The sequence below is a fragment of the Flavobacterium sp. 90 genome, assembly GCF_004339525.1.
GTDB lineage: Bacteria > Bacteroidota > Bacteroidia > Flavobacteriales > Flavobacteriaceae > Flavobacterium.
Map to the genome: position 1 here is coordinate 4,048,684 of NZ_SMGE01000001.1, position 24,574 is coordinate 4,073,257.

Annotated in this window: 22 protein-coding genes; 19 read left to right on the top strand and 3 right to left on the bottom strand. The window is 33.1% G+C overall.

Annotation, left to right across the window (positions count from 1 at the left end):
• Positions 1–1,065 precede the first annotated feature (1,065 nt).
• The 16 genes from C8C83_RS17040 (at position 1,066) to moaA (ending at position 16,605) form a co-directional block, all read left to right on the top strand.
• The gene (locus C8C83_RS17040; protein ID WP_121329609.1) at positions 1,066–2,541 is read left to right on the top strand and encodes an MFS transporter; all 1,476 of its coding nucleotides are present in this window, start codon (positions 1,066–1,068) and stop codon (positions 2,539–2,541) included.
• A gap of 26 nt (positions 2,542–2,567) precedes the next feature.
• Positions 2,568–4,160 carry an MFS transporter gene (locus C8C83_RS17045; protein ID WP_121329610.1) on the top strand — a complete coding sequence of 531 codons (1,593 nt, stop codon included), beginning with the start codon at positions 2,568–2,570 and terminating at the stop codon, positions 4,158–4,160.
• A 27-nt stretch (positions 4,161–4,187) separates the two neighbouring features.
• A complete protein-coding gene (locus C8C83_RS17050; protein WP_121329611.1) occupies positions 4,188–5,240 on the top strand; it encodes an MFS transporter in 1,053 nt (350 codons plus the stop codon).
• A gap of 131 nt (positions 5,241–5,371) precedes the next feature.
• Positions 5,372–7,588 carry a molybdopterin oxidoreductase family protein gene (locus C8C83_RS17055; protein ID WP_121329612.1) on the top strand — a complete coding sequence of 739 codons (2,217 nt, stop codon included), beginning with the start codon at positions 5,372–5,374 and terminating at the stop codon, positions 7,586–7,588.
• Between the two features lie 17 nt (positions 7,589–7,605).
• On the top strand, positions 7,606–8,175 hold the full coding sequence (locus tag C8C83_RS17060; protein WP_121329613.1) for a 4Fe-4S dicluster domain-containing protein: 570 nt from the start codon (positions 7,606–7,608) through the stop codon (positions 8,173–8,175).
• A 10-nt stretch (positions 8,176–8,185) separates the two neighbouring features.
• Entirely contained in the window at positions 8,186–8,698 is a 513-nt protein-coding gene (locus C8C83_RS17065; RefSeq protein ID WP_121329614.1) for a Rieske (2Fe-2S) protein, read from the top strand.
• Between the two features lie 23 nt (positions 8,699–8,721).
• On the top strand, positions 8,722–8,970 hold the full coding sequence (locus C8C83_RS17070) for a DUF6755 family protein (protein WP_121329615.1): 249 nt from the start codon (positions 8,722–8,724) through the stop codon (positions 8,968–8,970).
• Positions 8,971–9,150: 180 nt separating this feature from the next.
• Positions 9,151–10,323: a gephyrin-like molybdotransferase Glp gene (gene glp, locus C8C83_RS17075; protein ID WP_121329616.1), complete on the top strand. Its 1,173-nt coding sequence runs from the start codon at positions 9,151–9,153 to the stop codon at positions 10,321–10,323.
• Positions 10,324–10,456: 133 nt separating this feature from the next.
• Positions 10,457–11,203, top strand: coding sequence for a sulfite exporter TauE/SafE family protein (locus tag C8C83_RS17080; protein ID WP_121329617.1), 747 nt, complete (start codon positions 10,457–10,459; stop codon positions 11,201–11,203).
• Positions 11,204–11,400: 197 nt separating this feature from the next.
• Positions 11,401–11,973 (top strand): molybdenum cofactor guanylyltransferase, encoded by a 573-nt coding sequence (locus tag C8C83_RS17085; RefSeq protein WP_121329618.1) that lies wholly within the window; start codon positions 11,401–11,403, stop codon positions 11,971–11,973.
• A 5-nt stretch (positions 11,974–11,978) separates the two neighbouring features.
• Positions 11,979–12,770 carry a uroporphyrinogen-III C-methyltransferase gene (gene cobA / locus C8C83_RS17090; RefSeq protein WP_121329619.1) on the top strand — a complete coding sequence of 264 codons (792 nt, stop codon included), beginning with the start codon at positions 11,979–11,981 and terminating at the stop codon, positions 12,768–12,770.
• Positions 12,770–13,006, top strand: a complete 237-nt coding sequence (locus C8C83_RS17095; protein WP_121329620.1) for a MoaD/ThiS family protein — start codon at positions 12,770–12,772, stop codon at positions 13,004–13,006. The genes cobA and C8C83_RS17095 overlap by 1 nt, the downstream gene beginning before the upstream one ends.
• 11 nt (positions 13,007–13,017) lie before the next feature.
• Positions 13,018–14,088, top strand: a complete 1,071-nt coding sequence (locus tag C8C83_RS17100) for a HesA/MoeB/ThiF family protein (protein WP_121329621.1) — start codon at positions 13,018–13,020, stop codon at positions 14,086–14,088.
• A 178-nt stretch (positions 14,089–14,266) separates the two neighbouring features.
• A complete protein-coding gene (locus tag C8C83_RS17105; protein WP_121329622.1) occupies positions 14,267–14,704 on the top strand; it encodes a molybdenum cofactor biosynthesis protein MoaE in 438 nt (145 codons plus the stop codon).
• The gene (gene moaCB, locus C8C83_RS17110; RefSeq protein WP_121329623.1) at positions 14,697–15,611 is read left to right on the top strand and encodes a bifunctional molybdenum cofactor biosynthesis protein MoaC/MoaB; all 915 of its coding nucleotides are present in this window, start codon (positions 14,697–14,699) and stop codon (positions 15,609–15,611) included. The genes C8C83_RS17105 and moaCB overlap by 8 nt, the downstream gene beginning before the upstream one ends.
• Positions 15,598–16,605: a GTP 3',8-cyclase MoaA gene (gene moaA / locus C8C83_RS17115; protein WP_121329624.1), complete on the top strand. Its 1,008-nt coding sequence runs from the start codon at positions 15,598–15,600 to the stop codon at positions 16,603–16,605. Before moaCB ends, moaA begins: the two co-directional genes overlap by 14 nt.
• 170 nt (positions 16,606–16,775) lie before the next feature.
• Here the strand turns inward: moaA and C8C83_RS17120 are convergent, their stop codons facing one another.
• Positions 16,776–17,378 (bottom strand): hypothetical protein, encoded by a 603-nt coding sequence (locus C8C83_RS17120; RefSeq protein WP_121329625.1) that lies wholly within the window; start codon positions 17,376–17,378, stop codon positions 16,776–16,778.
• Positions 17,379–17,740: 362 nt separating this feature from the next.
• Between C8C83_RS17120 and C8C83_RS17125 the strand changes: the two genes are divergently transcribed.
• From C8C83_RS17125 to C8C83_RS17135, 3 genes are read left to right on the top strand one after another with little or no spacing between them, the layout of a single operon-like run.
• Positions 17,741–18,160, top strand: a complete 420-nt coding sequence (locus tag C8C83_RS17125; RefSeq protein ID WP_121329626.1) for an SRPBCC family protein — start codon at positions 17,741–17,743, stop codon at positions 18,158–18,160.
• Complete coding sequence (locus C8C83_RS17130; protein WP_121329627.1) at positions 18,157–18,603, top strand: EVE domain-containing protein; 447 nt, start codon at positions 18,157–18,159, stop codon at positions 18,601–18,603. Before C8C83_RS17125 ends, C8C83_RS17130 begins: the two co-directional genes overlap by 4 nt.
• A 14-nt stretch (positions 18,604–18,617) precedes the next feature.
• Positions 18,618–19,076: a MarR family transcriptional regulator gene (locus C8C83_RS17135; RefSeq protein ID WP_121329628.1), complete on the top strand. Its 459-nt coding sequence runs from the start codon at positions 18,618–18,620 to the stop codon at positions 19,074–19,076.
• Between the two features lie 51 nt (positions 19,077–19,127).
• On the opposite strand, the gene C8C83_RS17140 is transcribed toward C8C83_RS17135, so the two are convergent.
• The gene (locus tag C8C83_RS17140) at positions 19,128–20,558 is read right to left on the bottom strand and encodes a rubredoxin (RefSeq protein ID WP_121329629.1); all 1,431 of its coding nucleotides are present in this window, start codon (positions 20,556–20,558) and stop codon (positions 19,128–19,130) included.
• A 284-nt stretch (positions 20,559–20,842) separates the two neighbouring features.
• The gene (locus tag C8C83_RS17145; protein WP_121329630.1) at positions 20,843–24,361 is read right to left on the bottom strand and encodes a nitrate reductase; all 3,519 of its coding nucleotides are present in this window, start codon (positions 24,359–24,361) and stop codon (positions 20,843–20,845) included.
• Positions 24,362–24,574 lie beyond the last annotated feature (213 nt).

Genomic DNA, 24,574 nt, shown 5'->3' on the forward strand with positions numbered 1-24,574 from the left:
ATGCAATTAGTGCATAAAACAGACTTTTGTATTTTTCAGTAAAAGGGTATTGTGGTGTATTTTTATTTAGAAATTCGCCTTTTTTTATCTAATTTGAAATAAAGAAAAATCAGAAAAACGAATAAATTGCTGTGAGGTTTAGCAACAGAAGCACATATAACAACAATTGTTATAAGTATATTTTTCAAGAATATTATTATACGATATGCTTTCGGTTGTTTTCAAAATATAGTGTTTTATGGTTTTAAATATGATTTTAAACTCTACTAATCCTATAGACAAAGTTAATTTTAATATAATAAAATCCAAAAATTTCATAAGTTTTTTTTTAAAAGAGAAGGTAAGGGCTGTTTAAAAGTTGCTTTTTTATTATTTATATAATTGATTATAAGACAATTGTGTTTTTGTTTTGATTTAAAAAAATGTTAAAAAAAAGCTGCGAAAAAATATTGAAATGTAGTATTTTTTACTTGGTTTTTGTGATTTTAAACTTCCTCAAAATATTGAAAATGAGCTAAAAACGTCGAGTAAAGACTTGTTTGAGATCAACTATCATTTTTTATCCACTGAATAGTATTTCTTTTTATAAGGTAATTTCAGAATGCAATATCTACGGGATATAATTACCCTCCATATTGGAGTTAGTTACTGCTAAAATAAACGAAATGTATGTTTTGTTTTGTAAATAATTAATTTTCAATTGTTTAGTGTAGTAATTTTACCTATATTTATCATATTAACTTTTTTAATTAAATAAGATTAAAAGAAATAGTATTCCTCAATAGAATTTTATAAGCCATATAACAATTCAAAATATTTCCAAGTATTATATATTGAAATTATTCTTACAAGAAGTTTGCAAAGTAAAAGCCTTTTAAAAAAAAATCTATTATTTTTTGTTTTAAACTACTTGATATACAAGTGTTTATTTGTTTTTTATATTCAGGACAAGAATGTCTTTTAATATGATATATATCATATTATGTAAGAATTTAACGTTATAATTTTGCTTTTTAGTTGAGGAAATCAGTACCGATTGATCTTTAAAAATTTTAAAAAAATTATATGAGTAACCTATCTCAATCCCATAGAATTCTGTTTTTAAATACATTAGCATTTACAATTTGCTTTGCCTGTTGGACCTTAAATGGTGTTTTGGTGACTTATTTGGTAGACAAAGGAATCTTCAACTGGACAGTTGTTGAAACAGGCTGGTTACTTGGAATTCCAATTTTATCGGGTTCTATATTTAGACTTCCAATAGGTATTTTGACAGATAAATATGGAGGGAAAATTATATTTTCAATATTGTTAATACTCTGTTCAATCCCGCTTTTTCTTCTTCCTTTTGCCAATTCATTCTGGAGTTTTGCAGTATTAAGTTTTCTTTTTGGATTAGTAGGAACCAGTTTCGCTGTCGGAATAGGATATACTTCGGCTTGGTATCCTAAAAACTGGCAGGGTAGAGCTTTAGGAATTTTCGGAATGGGAAATGCCGGAGCTGCAATTACAACTTTTATAGCGCCAACATTATTAAATAATTTTTCAGAAACAGATCCTCAAAACGGATGGAAATTGTTACCAGTCATTTATGGTGCTGTATTGGTGCTTATTGGGATACTTTTTATTGTTTTTGCAAAGAATAAAACCAATCCCGGAGTTTCAAAAACAATGGGCGAATTAATGTCTCCTCTTAAAAATATGAGAGTATGGAGATTTGGAGCATACTACTTTTTAGTTTTCGGTTTTTTTGTAGCCTACTCACAATGGCTATTACCCAATTTTATGAACGTTTATCACACTTCACTCGTTATGGGCGGAATGTTTGCTACAATGTTCAGTTTGCCTTCCGGAATTATTAGAGCTTTTGGTGGATATCTATCAGATAAATTTGGAGCCAGAAAAGTAATGTATTGGGTTTTAGGTTCATCAATAGTAATAAGCTTTTTATTAATGTTCCCGAAAATGGAGATTTTTACGGCAGGACCAGGAGTTCTCGCTACTACAAATGGTGTTGTTACCCAAGTTTCTCCCGAAGCAATTACCGTAAACGATAAAGAACATAAAATTCATAAAAAAGAAATTTCAAATAACGACGATACAGCAATTTTCCCTGTTAAGAACTCTTGGCAGGAAATAGTGGTAGAACAAAATCAAACAGTCAAAAAGAAAGAGTTATTGGCGCAAGGCGTAACACAAATTAAGTTTAGTGCTAATCTCTGGGTATATGTAATTTTGGTCATACTTATTGGTATTTCTTGGGGAATTGGTAAAGCCGCAGTTTATAAACATATTCCTGAATATTTTCCAAATGAAGTTGGTGTAGTAGGAGGAATGGTTGGTTTAATTGGAGGATTGGGAGGGTTTATAGGTCCCATAATTTTTGGTTATCTCCTTAATTATACCGGACTCTGGACAAGTTCATGGATATTCATTTTTGTAGTATCAGTTCTATGTTTGTTATGGATGCATCGAACAATTATAAATGCGATGAGAATAAAAGCACCTGATTTTACAAGAGATATAGAACACAAACATTAAATAATTTTAATTAACAAATATATAATATGAAAACTTGGTTAGACAAATGGGAACCGGAAGATGATGCGTTTTGGAATGCTACCGGAAGTAAAATTGCCTGGAGAACTTTAACAATAACAACATTAACGTTAATACTATCGTTTGCCTCATGGTTTATGATGAGTGTTATTGCTGTGAAATTACCCGGATTAGGATTTTACTTTTCTAAAGATCAGCTTTTTTGGTTAACAGCGATTCCGGGATTAGCAGCGGGAGTTTTAAGAATTATTCACACCTTCATATTACCAATATTTGGAACGAGACATATTGTATCTTTTGCAACAGCAATTAAATTAATTCCTGTAATTGGGATAGGTTTTGCAGTTATGGATACCAGTACACCTTTTTGGGTATTTGCTGTATTAGCCTTTACAACAGGTTTTGGAGGAGGCGATTTCTCTTCTTACATGCCAAGTACAAGTTTATTCTTTCCTAAAAGACTAAAAGGTACAGCACTTGGAATTCAGGCAGGAATTGGAAATTTTGGAGTTTCGGTAGCACAATTTGTTACACCACTTATTATTAGTATTAGTATATATGGAGCTGCTTCAGTATTTACAAGTATTGATCATAAAGAAGCAATAGTTGTCTTTCAGAATGCTAGTATCGAAAAACAAAAAGAGGTTTTTGCTGGTCTAATTCCTGATGTACAAGCCAGAATATTGACAAACGTAAGCGAAACTATTAGAGATTCCGTAAGTGCATCAATCAAATCCGATGATAAAGTAGCTCTTTTTGCTGCATTGCCTGTAAAAGCAAAAGCAAAGGCTATTGCAAATGCAAATCCAAAGATGGCGGAAAAAATATTGAATGATATCAGTCCTAGTAATACGGCGGTTAAAAATCAGGAAATCTATTTACAGTCAGCAGCATTTTGGTACGCTCCTTTTTTAATATTATTAGCCTTTATTAGTTGGTTTTATTTAAAAAGTATTCCAATGAAAGCATCGGTTAGAGAACAGATGGATATTTTCTCTAACAAACATACTTGGTATTGTACCATTACTTATGTAATGACTTTTGGAACTTTTGCAGGTTTGTCAGCAGCTTTTCCATTAATGATTAAGTTTTTATATGGAGATTTTCCAAATGCACCAGATCCTTTAGTATATGCTTTTTATGGTCCGCTTATAGGTTCAGCAAGTAGAATCGCTTTTGGTTTTGTAGCAGATAGAGTTGGTGGTGCAATACTTACTACAATCACAGGTTTAGGAATTTTGGGAGGATCAATAATTTTAGTTACAGAAGGATTAGTTGCACCAACAAGTATGGAACAATTCCCATTATTTGTAACAGTGATTTTAGCAATGTTCTTCTTTACAGGAATAGGAAATGCGGGAACATTTAGACAATATCCAATTATTTTTCAGGAAAATCAACGTCAGGCAGCTGGAGTTATTGGTTGGACAGCAGCAATTGCAGCATTTGGACCATTTATATTTTCAAAATTAATAGGTAATAACCTTTCAGCCAATGGTACAGTAAATCAGTTTTTTATAGGAGTTTCTATTTTTACTCTTCTTGCTACCGGAATAAATTGGTGGTTCTATAATCGTAAAGGTTGCGAAAAACCAAGTTAAAAAAGTAATCATTAAATTTAATTAAGGATGAAAAATAAAACTTTTAATACCAAAGCTTTACTTGTTGCAACACTAGTTTCGGCATTAACTATAGTGTTAGTTTTTTACGGATCGAGACAACTTCAAAATTTTGACGCAGCGTTGGTTACTTATTTGTTTGGGACCGTATTTGCTTTCTTCGGAATTGTATATCGTTATACCGTTTGGTTGCAGCGCCCGCCAACTTGGATGTATTTCAAACGAAGCCTTAAATTTCTGTTTACAGGAAAAATATTTTCACATTTATGGTTTTTAGGTAAAGAATCTGTTGAAAATATAGTAGTTCAAAAATTCATTTATCCACGAAGCAAATACCGTTGGGCAGCCCATTTTTGTATCGCATTAGGGTGTATGTCGGCTTTTGCTATAACAATCCCCTTAACATTTGGCTGGATACATTTTACATTGGCACAAAATTCCATTTCAATTTATGAAGCACATTTCTTCGGATTTAAAATGATGGATTTTAAGATTGGATCTTTCCTTGCATTTTTAATCTTTCATGCCTTAAACTGGTCTTCATGGTTAGTAATATTTGGATCTGTTTATTATTTAAGAAGAAGATTAACAAATCCCGGTTTAATAGCAACACAATCTTTTGAAGGCGATTTATTACCGCTTATTTTATTGATAGCAATATCAGTTACTGGTTTGTGTCTTACATATTCTTATCAATTCATGAAAGGATTTGCATATGATTTCCTGGCAGTAATTCATGCCGTAACGGTAATCATGTTTTTGATATGGATTCCTTTCGGAAAATTTTTCCACATCATTCAGCGTCCGGCACAAATTGGAGCGCATATTTACAAAAAAGAAGGAATTAAGAAAGGAATGGCAGTTTGTCCTCATACAGGAGATGAATTTGCAACACAACTTCATATAAATGATTTAAAAATCGTAACCAAACAATTAGGATTTGATTTCACGCATGAAGACGGAACATCACATTTAGATTTAAGTCCTGAAGGAAAAAGATCCCGCTTAGCTCAGGCACATTTAAAAGCAAGATTAGAGAACGGTGGAAAGTTATTTGGATAAAAATTTACAGTCTAAAGTCTCAGTATTTCAGTCACAGTAAAACATTCTCAGTTTACACAATCGTTATAAACTGAGACTGAAAACTGAAAACCGTGACTGAAGACTGAAACAAAATAAAACAAACAAAGAAAATGGCAAAATTACCCGTATCAACCGAGAAAATTATTGAAGATTTTGGTCCTCATTTAAATTATGCGCCCAAAGATGGTTACGCAGGTCGAGATGAGCCAGATAGTTTGGTAAAAACACATTGTTGTTTTTGCGGAATGCAATGCGGTATCCAATTATCAGTAAAAGATAATAAAGTAGTAGGTTTTGAACCTTGGATGGAATTTCCTTTCAATGAAGGACGTTTGTGTCCAAAAGGAGTTCAGCGTTATTTGCAAAATAATCATCCTGATCGACTTTTACATCCTATAAAAAGAGTAGAGGGAAAGGGTTTCGAAAAAACTTCCTGGGATGATGCAATGGATAAAACAGTATCAGAAATAAAAAGAATTCAGGAGAAATACGGTAAACATGCTTTTTCGATGTTATCTGGAGTTTCACTTACTAACGAAAAAAGTTATTTAGTTGGAAAATTTGCCCGTGTAGCATTAAAAACCAGAAATCTGGATTATAACGGAAGACTTTGTATGGTAAGTGCGGGAGCAGGAAATAAAAAAGCTTTTGGATTAGATCGTGCTTCAAACAATTATTCTGATTTAGAATATGCTGAAGTAATTATTGTAGCCGGAGCAAATATTAGTGAAACCTTCCCAACATTGACTCATTGGATCTGGAAAGCCAGAGATCGTGGAGCGAAATTAATTGTAATAGATCCAAGAATGATACCATTAGCAAGAACTGCCGATGTACATTTAGATGTAAGACCGGGAACAGATTCTGCATTATATGGTGCGATGCTTAAATATCTCGTAGATCACGATATGTTGGATCATGATTTTATAGACAATTATACATCAGGTTTTCAGGAAACAATAGATGCCGTAAAAGATTATACCTTAGAATGGGCAGAAGAAGTTACTGGTATTGACAAAAATAAAATAAAAGAAGCTGCAGAATTATGGGGAAAAGCTAAAACTAGTTTTCTACTTCACGCACGCGGAATCGAACACCATTCAAAAGGAGTTGATAATGTTTTGGGTTGTATAAATCTTGTTTTGGCAACCGGAAGAATTGGTAAACCATATTGTGGATACGGAACAATTACAGGACAAGGAAACGGACAAGGTGGTAGAGAACACGGGCACAAATGCGATCAATTGCCAGGAAATCGAGATATTGAAAATCCGGAACACAGGAAATACATCTCTCAAGTTTGGGGAATTGATGAAAAAGATATGCCCGGAAAAGGACTTACAGCTTATGAAATTATAGAAGCTATTCATAGAGATGAAATTAAAGGATTGATTTCGATTTGTTTCAATCCATTGGTTTCATTGCCGAACAATAATTATGTAAGATCAGCTCTGGAGAAATTAGAGTTTTATGTTTGTATTGATTTCTTTTTGAATGAAACGGCTCGTCATGCAGATATTGTTTTAGCAGGTTCTTTACAGGAAGAAGAAGAAGGAACAACAACTTCGGCAGAAGGTCGCGTAATCCGAATTCGTCAGGCAGTAACACCTCCTGGAGAAGCAAGAACAGATACTTCTATTTTATTGGAAATAGCCAAGCGATTAGGTGAAGAAGACAAGTTTACTTACGATAGTAGTGAAGCTATTTTTAATGAATTGCGTGTTGCTTCAAAAGGAGGAACGGCAGATTATTTTGGAATATCATATAAAAAAGTAGAAGATAATATGGGAGTTTTTTGGCCTTGTCCAACAGACGATCATCCCGGAACACCACGATTATGGGAAGATAAAGTATTTGCGACTCCAGATAAAAAAGCACATTTTAATCCGGCGCCTTATAAATTACCGGGCGAAGTTACCGATGCTGAATATCCTATTATTTTAACGACCGGACGTGTGGTTTCTCAATATTTAAGTGGAACCCAGACAAGAAGAATTGGTAAATTGGTTGATCAGTTTCCGGAACCGCTTTTAGAAATTCATCCGGAAATGGCTTTAAAATATGGAATCAAACAACATGAATTAGTAAGAGTTGCAACACGACGTGGAGAAGGTATTTTTCCGGCAAACATTGTAGAAACCATTAGAAAAGATACTGTTTTTATACCGTATCATTGGCCGGGAGCCAAATCAGCAAATCAATTGACACCCGGAACTTTAGATCCAATTTCAAAAATTCCGGAATTTAAAGTTTGTGCTTGTCTATTAGATCCGCTGGGAACAATAGCACCTTCATCAAAAGAATCAGATGCATATGCAAGTGTTTAATCTATAAAAATGAAATTATGAATTTGACTAATTTTAATAAAAACGAAGAGTTTTTTGTAGATCTGCAACGCTGCATTGGTTGTAAAGCCTGCGAAATGGCTTGTGCAGAATGTGAAACTAACGGACAGGAATCTCTGATTAGTGTGAATTATGTGGAGCGTTCTTCAACAATTCAAACCACTGTACAAGTTTGTATGCATTGCGAAGATCCTGTATGCGCAAACGTATGTCCTGCCGATGCAATTTCGCAAGACGAATTTGGAGTTGTTCATACCGCAAATACAGAAAGATGTATTGGCTGCTCAAACTGCGTTATGGCATGTCCGTTTGGAGTTCCTAAAAAAATGGAAGAATATGACTTGATGATGAAGTGTACGATGTGTTACGACAGAACAAGCGTTGGCAAAAAACCAATGTGCGCAACAGTTTGTCCAAGTGGAGCTTTGTTTTACGGAACAAGAGCAGAAATTGAAGAAATGAGACCTAATAGTTCACCAATCAATACATTCATTTTTGGAAAAGAAACAGTCAATACCAAAGTAAACATTATGATGCCTAAAGGCAGTACTGAATTAAGAATATATTAAATCTAGATCCATGTCAAAAGAAGATAATTTAAATGAAAACTGGAAAAAAGATTTCCCAATAAAAAAACAGGAATCCACTCAGGTAAGCCGACGTGATTTTGCTAAGTTCCTAACTTTTGTTTCCGGAGGATTAATGGTAGGAAGCGGATTTGTTGCAGCCAAAGCTTTATTATTGCCAAAAGAAGGTGTACAAGGGGAACATTTTATTTGTAACATAGAAGATATACCAGTTGGCGGGACACGTGGTTTTGTAATTGAAGGCAGTACGGTACCTTATATTCTAATACATTTGGAAAGTGGAGATTTCAGAGCTTATGAGCAAAAATGTACCCACTTATCCTGTTCAGTTTTCTATAAACCAGGAACCGGAATCATTCATTGTCCTTGTCATGAAGGCTCGTTTGATGCGATGACGGGTGATGTAATTGCAGGACCGCCACCAAGAGCTTTACCACAATTAGAAGTGTTTTTTAAAGATAATAAAGTCTTTGTAAAAGCTTATGAAGATAATAAAGAGAGTTAGATTAATCCTAAAAATAAATCGATATGAGTACTTTTAGAAGAAGTCAAAATCGCGCAAATCCAAATAAGCTGAACAATATACTTTCAACGCTTATTTTTATTTTGATATTAAATGTAAGCATTCAAATCTGGTTACTATATGCTTCCCTAAATAATGCACTGGATAATAACAATGAAATATTAATACCTGCATTTATAGCTTCGGCAGTTCTGTTTTTTATAGGTTTTGCATGGCTATATTACCTGCCAACCGGAAATTTCAGAAAGAAATAATTTGAAGTTTCAATAATTTCAATGACTTATAAAAGCTATTTGATTGGTTTTTCTGAAATAATTTAAAGAATAAAGCTTAAATTTATAATCTTTTAGAAATTTAGAAAATCAATGATTTTAACTAAGTATAAATACTTATATTTGTAATAAGTATTTATTGCAGTAAATAAAATAGCAACCATGATTCAAGTTGAACAAGCATTATCAATTATTGCAGAGAATAGCACAAACATGCCAATTCAGAAAATACCAGTGCGTCAGGCATTGGGATACATTTTGGCAGAAACAATTTATTCTCCCATCAATATGCCGCCATTTCGGCAATCGGCAATGGATGGATATGCTTTTATTCACAGTGAAAGACATCAATACGATATTGTTAGTATTTCACAAGCCGGAGATCATTCTAATATAAAGATAAATCCAAACGAAGCAGTCCGCATTTTTACTGGTGCTTTTGTGCCTCATAATGCTGATACGGTTGTAATGCAGGAACATGTAATGGCAAATGAAAAATCAATTTTGATTACTAATATGCCTAAACAATTTGCAAATGTTCGAAATAAAGGAGAGCAAATTGAAAAAGAAGATGTTGTCTTTGAAGCCAATACTTTGATTACACCGGCAGCAATTGGATTTTTGGCCTGTCTGGGAATTACAGAAATTGAAGTTTATAAAAAGCCGAAAGTGGCCATTTTAGTAACAGGAAATGAATTAGTAAAGCCCGGAAAAAAATTACCAAAAGGGAAAATTTACGAAAGTAATTCAGTGATGTTAGAAGCAGCACTTCAAACAATTGGAATAAAAAAGACAAAAGTTTATAAAGTAAAAGACAGCCTGAAAGCTACTAAAAAAGCACTTAAAGGAATTTTAGATAAATATGATATCGTTTTAATTTCAGGTGGAATTTCTGTTGGAGATTACGATTTTGTAAAAGAAGCGTTATTAGAAAATGGAGTAGAAGAGCTTTTTTATAAAATCAATCAGAAACCCGGAAAACCAATGTTTTTTGGATCTAAAAAGGAAACTTTAGTATTTGCGTTACCGGGAAATCCTGCTTCCTCACTTACTAATTTTTACGTTTACGTTTATCCTGCAATAAAAAACAGAATGGGATTCTCGGATACACATTTGCCAAAAATTGTTCGGAAATTAAACTCAGGTTTTACCAATACAACTGGAAAAACATTGTTTTTAAAAGCGTTATACGATCAAACAAATGTGACAATTCTGGAAAGCCAAAGTTCAGCAATGCTCAATACTTTTGCGATTGCAAATAGTTTATTAATTGTTCCAAGTGATGTAGAAACCTTAAAGAAAGGACAGCTTGTAACATTATTACCAATTGATTAATAAGAATTAGAAAATTAGGCAATTAGAAAAATAGATAATTGAAATATGAAATGCGGTATGTAAAATTAAACATACAGCATAAACAAACTTGAAACTTGAAACAAAGAAAACCTGAAACAAAATAAAAAAACGAATGCAGTTACTTAGTTCCGAAAATATCTTATTATTCAGTTTTGCCTTAATCGTGATTGCTTTTTTATATTCTAGTGTTGGGCACGGCGGAGCATCGGGATATTTAGCATTGATGACCATTTTTGCTTTTCCGGTTGCAATTATGAAACCATCGGCTTTGTTGCTTAATTTGTTTGTTTCGAGTATTTCGTTTTTCTTTTATTATAGAATGAATTATTTCAAGCCAAAATTGTTTTATCCTTTTGCAATTGCATCGGTTCCAGCGGCATTTATTGGTGGTTTTATCACTTTGGATAATGCTATATATAAAATTATTTTGGGAGCTGTATTGGTTTTTGCGGCGTTAAGATTGTTTGGAGTATTTAATTTTAAAGAAAAAGAAGCGGTTCAGATAAACTTACCTTTTGCATTAGCGATAGGATTTATTATAGGGTTATTATCTGGAATGTTAGGTATTGGTGGAGGAATTATTCTAAGTCCTATTTTATTGTTTTTAGGATGGGCTTCAGTAAAAGAATCGGCTGCGATATCAAGTTTATTCATTTTTGTGAATTCATTTGCCGGAATGTTGGGTTTCTTTCTAGGAGGAAAAACAATTCCAACAGAAAGTTTTTATTTGGTTCCGATTGCTGTTATCGGAGGAGTTTTAGGTGGATTTTATGGAAGCGGTTATTTCTCTAATAAAACATTGAAAATGGTTTTAGGAGCAGTTATCCTAATGGCAAGTATAAAGTTGATTTTTCCATAAATTGAAATAAATGATATAATTGAATCATGCAAATTCTAAGGTTGAAACCTCCGGCAATGCTAGAAAAACGAGTAAAAAGATGCTATATAAAACATAGCCCAAGGTTTTAACCTTGGGATTTTAGATAATATGTTGAAAAAACAAGATTGGTAAAATCTGAAACCTGAAACAAAGAAAACCTGAAACAAAAAATATTCATGGAAACTCTAACAGTATTTATTCTTTGCGGTGGAAAAAGTTCCCGAATGCAGTCAGAAAAAGGACTTGTTTTGTTCCAGAATAAACCATTTATAGAACATATAATTAAGGCTATTTTGCCTATTACAGATAAAATAAAATTAGTAACAGCAAATAAAGAATACAATTATTTGCCTTATGATAAAATTCCGGACACGGTTACAGACAAAGGACCTTTAGGAGGTATTTATACCGCTTTGACAGATTCTGAAACCGAGTTTAATTTGATTCTTAGTTGCGATATTCCGTTAATTTCAACCGAATTATTATCAGAACTAATTTCAAAACATAATCAGGAAGCCGAAATTACGGTTTTTGCTTCCGAAAGCAGAATGCATCCATTAATTGGGATTTATTCGAAAAAATTAATTTCCGTTATCAAAAGCGCAATTGATAACGATGATTTAAAAATGATGAATTTAATTGCAAAGATTCCGCATCAAATCATCACAATAGAAGAAAGTGAAAACTTTCATTTGACCAATATTAATTCGATAGACGAATTAAACGATCTGAATATTAATTTAAGTTAATAATTATGAAAGGCTTAAAAACACCCAGATTAACAATTGTAGGCGCAGGTCCTGGAGATGTTGAACTAATTACCTTAAAAGCAATAAAAGCACTGGAAAATGCTGATGTTGTTTTGTACGATGCATTAGTTAATGAAGAACTATTGCAATATGCAACAAATGCAGAAATTGTTTTCGTGGGAAAACGCTTGGGCTGTCATGCTTATACACAAGATCAGATCAATGAATTGATTGTTTCGATGGCAAATCGTTATGGTCATGTCGTGCGATTAAAAGGTGGAGATCCCTTTATTTTTGGACGAGGAAGTGAGGAAATTGAATATGCAGAACACTATAATTTAGAAACGGCAATGGTTCCGGGAATTTCGTCTGCTTTAGGTGTTCCGGCTTCGGTTGGTATTAGTTTGACACAACGCCAGATCGCCGAAAGTTTTTGGGTAATTACAGGAACAACTTCAAATCACGAATTATCTAAAGATGTGCATTTAGCCTCAAAATCAGCTGCAACGGTCGTGATTTTAATGGGAATGCATAAATTGGAGGAAATTATAGCTATTTATCAAGAAAACCGCACGGATGATTTGCCAATTGCGATTATCCAAAACGGAACAAAAAATACAGAGCAAAAAGTAGTAGGAACTATAAGTTCAATTGCTAAATTAGTATCTGAAAATAAGATTTCATCGCCGGCAATTATTGTAATTGGCGAAGTGGTGAAAAATACCTCAAGATTAACCTCTTATTTTCAGGAGCATTTTGAGGACGAATTTATCTTTCAGAATTTAAATTTAAAATAATGATTGAGATTAAATATTTTGGAGCTGTCGCCGAAAAAACGAAATGTGAGTTTGAGAAAGTTTCTTTTTCAGATATATCATTGGAGGAATTATTATTGGATTTAGAAAAGAAATATCAGTTTGAATCACTTTCATTTAGTGTGGCAATCAATCAAAAAATAGTACCAAAGGGAACAGGTTACAAATTACAAACAAGTGATGTTGTAGCTTTATTGCCTCCTTTTGCCGGAGGATAATATAAAATTTCATGAATACATCAGAACGCTATAATCGACAAATAATTCTTCCGGAGATTGGAGAAATTGGACAACAGAAATTAACAAAGGCTAAGGTTTTAATTATCGGAGCTGGTGGTTTAGGTTCGGCTGTATTGCCTTATTTGGCGGCTGCTGGTGTTGGAGAAATTGGAATTGTAGATAATGATGTTATTGAGATTTCGAATTTGCACAGACAGGTAATTTATAAGAGTTCTGCAGTTGGAAAGTATAAAGCTGATGAAGCTAAATTGATGATTTCTGAGTTGAATCCGCTAGTTAAAGTTCAGACAATTACGGAGAGATTATCGGCAAAGAATGCGATTTCATTATTCGAAAAATATGATATTATTGTTGATGCAACAGATAATATTGCTATTAAATATTTGATTAACGACGGTTGTATAATTACAAACAAACCAATGGTTTATGGATCTATATTTAGATTTCAAGGTCAGGTTTCAGTTTTTAATTATCATAACGGACCAACTTACAGATGTTTATATCCGGATGAAAATACACAATCTGCTAATTGTGAAGATGCTGGAGTAATTGGGATTTCAGTTGGAATTATAGGAATGCTTCAAGCCAATGAAGTTATCAAAATGATTTTGGAAATTGGAAATGTTTTAAGCGGTAAAATATTGGTGTATAATATTCTAAATAATGATCAGCAAAAATATGATTTCGAAAAGAATACTGATATCGTAATAGATAAAATAGTTTTCGAGGAAAAATATAAAGAAGTTAAAAATCATGTTGAAGAAATTTCTGTGAATGAAATTCTGAGTGAAATTGATAATGCTGAAGTTCTTTTTTTAGATGTTAGAAACGAAGATGAAGTTCCAAGAATAAATTTCAGGAACGTAATTCAGATTCCGCTTTTAAATTTAGAAAATGAAATAGAAAAACTGGATAAAAACCAAACTATTTATGTTTTCTGTCAATCCGGAATAAGAAGTAAAATCGCAGTCGAATTGCTTCAAAAACATCAGTTTAGAAACATAAAAAGTGTTGTCGGTGGTGCTTTAGCATTCAATAAAATATTAAAAGAAAAAGTATAGCCACAGATTTTACAGATTAAAAAGATTATAAATTTGTTAGCCACCAATTACACAAATTAGCAGGAATTAATTTTTAATAATTATTAAGCATAAAAAAATTAGTGAAAATTAGTGCAATTCGTGGTAAAAGAAAAAATCATTTTAATCCATATAATCCGTGGCAAAAAAATAAAAACAAATGAGCAAAAATGTATTTGTAGAAGGACCAATTTCTCCTGAATTTATAGCAGAATCGATTGCAAAACACCAATCAAAACATACGATTGGTGCGCATAATATTTTTTTAGGGCAAGTTCGTGCTGATGTTATTCATGATAATACAGTTGTCGCAATTGATTATTCGGCTTATACGGATATGGCAAACGAGGCTTTGTACACAATTCGAGAAAAAGCTTTTGCTAAATTCGATTTAACCTGTATGCATATTTATCACAGTTTAGGTGTAGTAAAAGCGGGTGAAATTTGTTTGTTTGTATTTGTTTCGGCAACCCGACGTAAACAAGTTTATGAAGCGACAGAAGCTATCGTAAACTGGATCAAAACAGATGTGCCGATTTTTGGAAAAGAAATGTTTGAAAACGATACATTCACCTGGAAACAAAACAATAATGGTTGATATTACGCATAAAATAAGTACTTTAAGAACTGCAACAGCAACGGCAATAGTCAAAGTTAGTAAACAGGAAACAATTGATGCTGTGGTAAATAATCTGGTACCAAAAGGAAACGTGCTTGAAATGGCAAAAACTGCGGGATTATTTGCAGTGAAAAATACCCATTTATCAATTCCGGATTGTCATCCAATTCCTATTGAATTTACTTCAGTAGAATATAAAATTGAAGGTTTGACAATTGAGATTATTTTCAATGTAAAAACGGTTTATAAAACCGGAGTTGAGGTCGAAGCAATGCACGGCGCATCAATTGTTGCGTTGACAATGTACGATATGTTGAAACCAATTGATAAAGAAATCGAAATTTCGACTATTAAATTAATAAACAAAGAAGGCGGAAAATCGTCTTTCAAAAATAAATTTCCAAACGTAATTAAAGCTGCGGTTTTTGTTTGCTCGGATTCAATTTTTGCAGGAGATAAAGAAGATCGTTCCGGAAAAATTATAGTTGAAAAATTAACTTCTTATGGAGTAGAAGCGGCGCATTATGAAATTATTCCAGATGAATTTGATATTATTCAGGAAAAAACAAAAGCTTTCGCCAAAGAACATCAACTAGTTATTTTTACGGGAGGAACCGGATTATCTCCAAGAGACGTTACGCCGGAAGCATTGTCGCCACTGCTTGAAAGCAGAATTCCTGGAATCGAAGAAGCAATCAGGGATTACGGACAACAAAGAATGCCGTATGCGATGTTATCAAGAACAGTTGCAGGAACATTAGGAAAAAGTTTGGTTTTGGCTTTGCCGGGATCAACAAACGGTGCAAGAGAATCTATGGATGCTGTTTTTCCGCATGTAATGCATGTTTTTCATATTTTAAAAGGTAAAAATCATGACACCCTCTAAAACCATTTTAACGGATGATTTTGGGCGAAAACACAATTATTTGCGTATTTCGTTACTAGAGAAATGCAATTTGCGTTGTACGTATTGCATGCCTGCTGACGGAATTGCATTGTCTCCAAAAGCTAGTTTAATGACAGCAGATGAGATTTTTGATTTGGCCCAAATTTTCGTAGAAAATGGTGTAGATAAAATAAGATTAACAGGCGGAGAACCTTTGCTGAGAAAAGATTTTCCTGAGATTGTATCTAAATTATCGACCTTAAATACTTCGCTTTCAATTACTACAAATGGTATTCTTATTGATCGTCATATTGATGTTTTGAAGCAAGCCAATATTAAAAAAATCAACTTAAGTTTAGATACTTTAATTGCTTCTAAGTTTAACTCTATAACGTTAAGAAATCAGTTTGAGAAAGTAATTGATAATATGCATTTACTTCTTAATAATGATTTTCATGTAAAAGTAAATGTGGTTTTAATAAAAAGATTTAATGATAACGAAATAATCGATTTTATTAAATTAACTCAGTTTTTGCCTATTTCGATTCGGTTTATTGAGTTTATGCCTTTTGCCGGAAACCAGTGGGACAGAAGTAAAATGGTATCTCAAAATGAAGTTTTATCGGAACTAGAAAAAGCTTTTTCATCCCAAGAAATTCTTAAGCTTGAAGACGAAAAAAACTTTACCGCCAGAACTTATAAAATAAAAGACTTTCTGGGAGATTTCGGGATTATTAGTTCGATTACAAATCCGTTTTGTGATGGTTGTAACCGAATCCGCCTGACGGCAAACGGGAAAATAAAAAATTGTCTTTTCTCTCATTCTGAGACCGATTTATTAACGCCTTTTAGAAATGGCGAATCTATCACGAATTTGATTTCGGAATCTATTAAAAGCAAGAAAAAAATCAGATCAGGAATGGTTAGTATTTCTGAAATGGATGATCCAAAACTTCATTTTGATAATCGCAGTATGATTGCGATTGGAGGATAAGTTTGAAAGGTTTATTGTTTTGAGAATCTTCGAGAATCTTTGTCAAAGTTTAAAACTTTGACAAAGATAGCGTATTGTTTAGTGGTTGCTTCGTTCCTCGCAATGACAAACCAAATCTAAAAGTTTTTGCATAAAAAAAGGTTCAACAATTAAGTTAAACCTTTCTAATATTATTTTTTCTTTTTGGCTTTTGACTTTTTTTGAGACTTAGCTTTCTTTTTTGCTATTTTTTTTGCTTTAGCTTTGTCTTTCGCTTTTTTAGCTTTGTCTTTTTTCTTTGCTGCAGCTTTTTGCTTTGCTTTTTTAGCTTTCTCTTTCTTTTTGTCTTTTTTAGCTTTTTCTTTTGCCTTTGCTAATTTCTTTTTCGCTTTGTCTTTTTCTTTGTCTTTCACTTTTGTCTTCTTTTTATCTGTTGATTTATCTTTTTTTGCTTCTGTTACTTCGTCAGTTTTACTTTCTGATACTGCTTGTTCCTTTTTTTCTTCGATAATAACTTTTGGAGTCGTTATTTCTTCAGGTTTTTCAACTGCAGCAGGAGTAACTTTTCTTACCGGAGCAGTTCGTGTTCTTTTAACTGGAGTAGTGGTAGTGCTTTTTACTGTAGCGGCCGGAGTCTTTTTTACTGCAGGCGTTGGAGTTTTCTTTGCCGTTGCAGCAGGAGTTCTTTTTACCGGCGCAGGTTTTTTTACAGGCTGCTCTGTTGGAGTAATTGACTCTACAGGTGGCGTTAAATCGGTTTGTTCAGCACCGTTTTCTGTTGTTGGGTTTGTCATATTCTTACAATTTTTATTAATAAAACATTTTGCATTTAATTAATCTCCATGAAGTTACAATTGAAGATTAAGAAATTGTTAACTGTTGGTTACGTAAATGTAAGTAATAAAAAACTATTCCAATGTTAAGTTTTTCTTTAAATTAAAGAATTAAAACGTTGATTTTTAGTGTTTTGTTTTTTAGGCTAAATTTTAAAATAAAAATCTCTTAACAATTCCACTGACAAAAAAATCGTCTAAACTTATAATTCGCGCTTATTTTCCGATTATTTTAACTGGAAAATAAAAAAAATGAGATAACATAGTAATTATTATAAGTACACTTATTATATTTGTACTTATTAATTTTAATTTCAAACAAAATGTGGTCAAGATCTCATTCAATAGTAACAAAAGCGGTGACGAAAGAGCAAATGTGGAATTTATTTGTAGATGTCAATAATTGGCATAGTTGGGACACAGGAATTGAATATGCCAAATTAGAAGGCAATTTTGAAAAAGGAAATCATTTTTTACTACGACCAAAAGGTGGCCCGAATGTAAAAGTTGAATTATTGGAGGTTGTAGAAAATAAACGATTTTTGGATGTCACTAATTTTCCTCTTGCCAAAATGTACGATGAACATATATTTGAGGAAACTCCCGAGGGACTAAAAATTACGAATATTATAATCGTAAAAGGATTATTAGGTTTTCTTTGGGTGAAATTAGTAGCAAAAAAGATTGTCGATGCTCTACCGATTGATGTTCAGGAACAAATTAAAGCAGCTTCTAAATTATGAGAAAGAAGAAATATTGGGTAGCAACTATCTCAAAAGAGCATTCACAAAGAGCTATAAATGGCGGATTTATTCAGGTTTGTCATGGAAAAGAAGGACCGCTAAAGAGAATGCAAAAGGAAGATTTTATTTTAATTTATTCTTCTAAAATAACAATGGAAGGAAATGAAAAATGCCAATGTTTTACAGCTTTAGGAAAAGTAGTTGGTGATGAGGTATATTCTTTTCAGATGACTGAAAATTTTGTGCCTTTTAGGCGAAATATTCAATTTATAAAAGCTGATGAAGTTTCGATACTTCCGTTAATTGAAAATCTGGAGTTTATCCCCAATAAAAAATCTTGGGGATATCCATTTCGTTATGGGTTCTTTGAAATCAACGAAAATGATTTTAACTTTATAACTTCAAAAATGATTTCTAAAACAAACGTTACCGATAACTCGTAACAGAAAAAATAAAAATGAGTAAAGCAGAAGATAATACCTTTAGTGTTGAAAAACCGGAAGAAAGTTCAGGTTTTTTACTGTGGCAAGTAACGAATCTTTGGCAACGCGAGATCAAAAAAGCTTTAGAAGAATATAATATAACACATTCGCAGTTTGTATTGATGGCAAGCATACATTGGCTTACGCTTCATAAACAAGAAGTTACACAAATTATTCTTTCGGCACATACAAAAATTGACCCAATGACAACTTCGACAGTTTTGAGAACTTTGCAACAAAAAAGTCTCATTACAAGACAAGAACATGCTACAGATACGAGAGCAAAAGTTGTTGTACTTACTGATTTTGGGAAAGAGATCATTAAGAAAGCAATTGTAACGGTAGAAGATTTTGATCGTAAATTCTTTTCTGTTATGGGAGTAAATACGAAAGATTTAAACCAAAATTTAATATCATTATTAGAGCAGAAATAAATCAATTCTACTCAGCATGATTATAACGTCAGGCTGAGTAGAGGCGAAGTATTAATTTGCGACCACTTCAAGAATCTTAAAATTACTCTTTGGAGATTCACATAAAGAACAACAAAAGGTTTCGGGTAAATCAGTAAATAAAATTCCCTTCGAAATTCCCTGACTTTCATCTCCATATTCAGAATTGTAAAGTGTCAAGCATTCCTGACATTGATAAATATCAAGTTGAGGCTTTTCTTTTTTCTGTGAATTTTCTACTGCATCCGGAATCGAATTTCCGAGTTCATCGAAATATCTTCGACTCAATTCGATCAGGATTGTTGGTAATTCAAGTTTGTCAATATCTTGCGAGTGTACAATATATTCTCGCGTATTCGGGTCGAAATTCTTAGCAAACAAAACATTATAAGTATCTCTGATTTTTATCGATTCGAGGTCTTTTGGTAATTCATTTTTTTCAACTACAATCGACGTAAAGTAATGTCCGTCGCGATTGTATTCAGATATTCCAAAATTTAATCCATAAGTACTAATGTCAAATTGATCAAGCGTTCTAACCAGAAAAGTTTTAAGATTCAAAGCCCATTCCATTGCTACAGGTAAATGCCAATTCAATTCTAATAAAGAATGACGAACGTTGATTCCTCTTTTTCCTAAGAACTTCTCCCATTCCAGTTTTCTGTCTTTCGGGATTCCTTTTATAATAAAAGATTTCCAGGGCGTGATACATATTTTTCCAATTTTACAATCGAAACACAAATCACACATTTCTCTAAGAAAATCTAAATCATACAGATTATTTCTCCAATATAAACCAAGCCAATATTGATCGATTCCCATTCTGTTCATTCCTTCATAATAAGGAAATGGATAAAACGGAATATTCAATGGTTTATCAATCGTTCTGTTATTAGTGTCTAAAGTTTCACTGACTAAACTAAAAAGCACATCGATATCAAAAGATTCTTCGTTTGTGATTTTTTCAATTTCATAATAAAGTTTCGCAATATCCCAGCTATAGATTAACACGGGATAAACTTCCATGCGTTCCCATTTTGGTAAACGAATGTATAAATACCAATAATCCTCATGTTCTGAAGCTATAAAGTTGAGATGACCTGTAAACAAAGGAACTAATTGTTGCTTTGGATCATTTATATTGACTTTTAGTTTTGGCTGTTCTTTAAATTGTTCTAAAACGTATAAAAACTTGTTTCCGGTTAACCAGTTCGTATTTCTAAAAATATCTGTAGAAACATAGGAAGAAACGATATTGTTACCGCTTTTTTCATTTGGAAACACAAAATGATGTTTCCCAAGTTTTTCTTTGTCTAAAGTTTTTAACCCTTTTGGGAAAATAATATCTTGCCTTGAACCAAAGGAAATTGAATCTAAACCTTGATCCATAGCGATATTAACCACTTCTCGTAATTCTCCCGGCGAAATAACGCCTCCTTTTACTATTAATCTTGTCAATTCCATTTTTTTATTTGTTTCAAGTTTATTTTGTTTCAGGTTTCAGGTTGTTGGATTGTGTTGATTTAACCGCAAAGTTCGCTAAGGTTTTTTGCAAAGTTTCGCAAAGCTTTGAGCAAAGATTTAAATGTATCGCTTTGTGAACTTTTTCGATAGAAAACAATTAACATACAGCATATAAACTTTAAAAACTTTGCGAAAAACCTTAGCGAACTTTGCGGTAAAAATTTATATTCAAAGTAAAGTAACATGAAACATGAAACATGAAACTTGAAACGTGAAACAAATTTTTAAACCTTACATTTCGCTAAAATCTCTTTAACCTCTGTTTTACAGCTTCCGCAGCCTAATCCGGCGCCGGTGTTTTTGCATAAATCAGTAAAATCGTTTACACCGCTTTTTATTGCTTCTTCGATATTTCCTGCTCCAACCTGACTGCAGGAACAAACTAATTTTCCTAAAACAGGTTTTGCGTTAGAACTTCCTCTCAATAATGAATTCCTTTTATCTGATAATTCGATTTTGCTTTCGATCATCGTTTTAAATTCTGCAAACTCATTTTTATCGCCCATTAAAATCGCTCCAACAAGCAAATCGTCTTTTACAATACATTTTTTGTAGTAGCGTTTCTTGAGATCGGCAAAGACAATTTCTTCATATGAATCGTCATTTTCGGGAATCGTAAGATCTCCAATACTACATAAATTAATATCTTCTAATTTTAGAATATTCATCAAAATCGAACCTTTGTAAAAACTGCTGATATCTCCCGCCAGAAAATTAGCGAGAATATTTGCCTGTTCTTCAGCGGCAGAGGTAATTCCGAATAATTTATTGTCAAATTCGGCTATTTCTCCAATAGCATAAATATCAGGATTTGAAGATTGCAGATACTGATTTACCTTTACGCCACGACCACAGGCAAGTCCGGTTTCGCGTGCAATTTCAATATTCGGAATTGTTCCAATCGTATAAACAATCGCATTTGCGGTTATGATTCGACCACTTTTTAAGGCGATTTCAATCTCATTTGGATTATCTGTTTCAAAAACCGTACTTACTTCATTATCAAAATAAATCTGAATATCACGAAGTTGAACTTCCTCTGCCAATAATTTACTCGAAATTAAATCTAGCTGGCGTTCCATCAAGCGCGAAGCTCTTTGAATAATTGTTGTTTTTACTTTTTTATGTTTTAAAGCTGCCGCTAATTCTAAACCTAATAATCCTCCGCCAATAATTACAACATGTTGTTCTTCAGGAGGTAAATTAGTGCTGTCAAGATGTTTTTTTAAACGATCGGCATCTTCTTTTCGTCTTACTGTAAATCGCCCCGGAAGATGAAGTTGTGCATTTTCAGGTATAAAAGGTCGGCTTCCGGTTGCTATTATTAGTGAATCGTAAGTATGAATTTCGCCAAGACTATCTTTTATAGTTTTTTCTTTGGCATTTATTTTATCAATTGCCACGCCGGCTTTCATGGTAATTTTTAGCTTATTAAATGTTTCTCCGTCTTTTACCTTTAATAATTGTTCCCAAGTAAATTCACCCGTCATATATTCCGGAAGTAATACGCGATTGTAAAACGGATTTATTTCATTCGAAAAAACAATAATTTCATCTGTCGAATTAAACTCCCGATAGTTCTGAATAAATCTAAAAGAAGCCGCTCCGGCACCAATAATTGCAATTTTCTGAAAAGGCTTTACATATTTGCTAATCGCAACTGTAGTATATTTAAAATCAGGTTCTTTTGAAACCGGATCGACAACGGTATTGGTTAAATTATTAGTTCGGTTCAAGTCATTTTCCAGTTGTTTTCCCCAATGCATTGGCAGAAAAACTACTTTTTCCTTGATAGAATCGGTCACTTTTGCTTTTACCCGAACTTCTCCGTTTTTGCTGGAAACAACAATTATATCACCGTTTTTTATATCATTTTTATAAGCATCAATTGGGTTTATTTCTAAAACAGGACTTGGCGTATGCGTCATTAATCGGGATACTTTTCCGGTTTTGGTCATCGTATGCCATTGATCACGAACTCTTCCTGTTGTTAGTATAAATGGAAATTGCGGACTTGGTTGCTCTGATGTATTTTCAATTGCTGTTGGTAAATTGAAAATCGCTTTTTGTGAAGGCGTATAGAATTTTTTATCCGTAAAAAGGCGAGGAGTTCCCGGATGTCCATAATCCGGAACTGGCCATTGAAAAGTACCTTCAGTTTTTAGTCGATGATAATTTAAAAATGAAATATCAATGTTTGTGTTTTTGGTTAATGCGCAATGTTCTTTGTAAATTTCCTCGGCACTATTGAAATTGAAACCATGGAAATTCATTTTTTTAGCAAAGCGAATTAAAATTTCAATGTCAGATAAAGCTTCTCCGGGCGCATTAATTCCTTTAGGCAAATAAGAAATTCGACGTTCAGAGTTGGTCATTGTTCCTTCTTTTTCTAACCAACCGGCTGCAGGTAATAATAAATCGGCATATTTTGAAGTATCCGCATTATGCGAAATATCCTGAACAACAACAAATTTGGCATTTTTTAAAGCTTTTTCGATTTTGCGAGAATCCGGTAAACTCACCATTGGATTGGTGCAGATAATCCAAACGGCTTTCATTTTTCCTGATTCTAAAGCTTCAAACATTTCTGTTGCCGTTAAGCCCGGTTTATCTGAGATTTCATCAACGCCCCAAAAATCAGCAACTTCTTTGCGATGTTCCGGATTTGCAATGTCTTTGTGTGCCGCGAGCAAAGTTGCCATTCCGCCAACTTCTCGTCCGCCCATTGCGTTGGGTTGACCCGTTAATGAAAACGGACCTGAACCTGGTTTTCCTATTTGTCCGGTTAATAAAGATAAGTTTAGTAAAGCGGTATTTTTATCAACGCCAACGACACTTTGATTTAATCCCATTGCCCAAAGCGAAATAAATCCTTTTGCTTTCCCGATAATATCTGCGGCAAGTTTGATATCGTTTACTGAAATGCCACAAAGTTTAGAAGCTTTTTCGAAAGAAGTAGTTAAAACAAGATCTTTATATTGTTTGAAATTTTCGGCATTATTTTTTACAAAATCGTGATCTACATATCCTTTTTCGATAATACGTTTTGCGATTGCGTGATACAAAATAATGTCAGATCCGGGAAGAATCTGCAAATGCAAATCGGCGAAAGCTGCCGTATCTGTTCGTCTGGGATCTACAACAATGATTTTTGTTTTCGGATTTTTCTCTTTGTGTTTTTCAATTCTTCTGAATAAAATAGGATGACACCAAGCCGGATTTGCACCGGTAATCAGGAAAGTATCTGCCAATTCGATATCATCATAAGCAATTGGAACGGAATCTTCGCCAAAAGTTTTTTTATAACCAACAACGGCTGAACTCATGCAAAGTCTGGAATTGGTATCAATATTATTGGTTTTCAAAAAGCCTTTTACGAGTTTGTTAACCAGATAATATTCTTCGGTTAAACATTGACCCGAAATATAAAAACCAACGCTGTCCGGACCATGTTTTTTTATAATAGAAGTAAAAACCGCAGCGGCACGATCAAGAGCAGTATCCCAACTTACACGTTCTAGTGGATAAGATTTACTGCCGCGCATTTCAGGATATAAAATTCGATCTGAAGTATCATTGACCACATAATGCAAATTCATTCCTTTAGAACATAACATTCCTTTGTTGACAGGATGATCTTTGTCGCCCGAAACCATCACGCCATTTTTAGCATCATTGGTTACGATAATTCCGCAGCCAACGCCACAATAGGAACAAGTAGTTTTGATTTTGGTATTTTGCATTATAACTCGTTTTTGAATACAGTTTAATGAATTTACTTTGTCTAAGATAATTCACTTATATTGTTGTAAACAAAAATAAGTATTTTTACGTATAAATACGTAATTTTTGAAGTTTTATTTTAAGTTTTTGTGTAAAAAATAAAATGAGAATTGTAAAAGGTAAGATGAGAGAATATAGTAGAGAGTCAGTTCGTAGAGACGCACTGCAGTGCG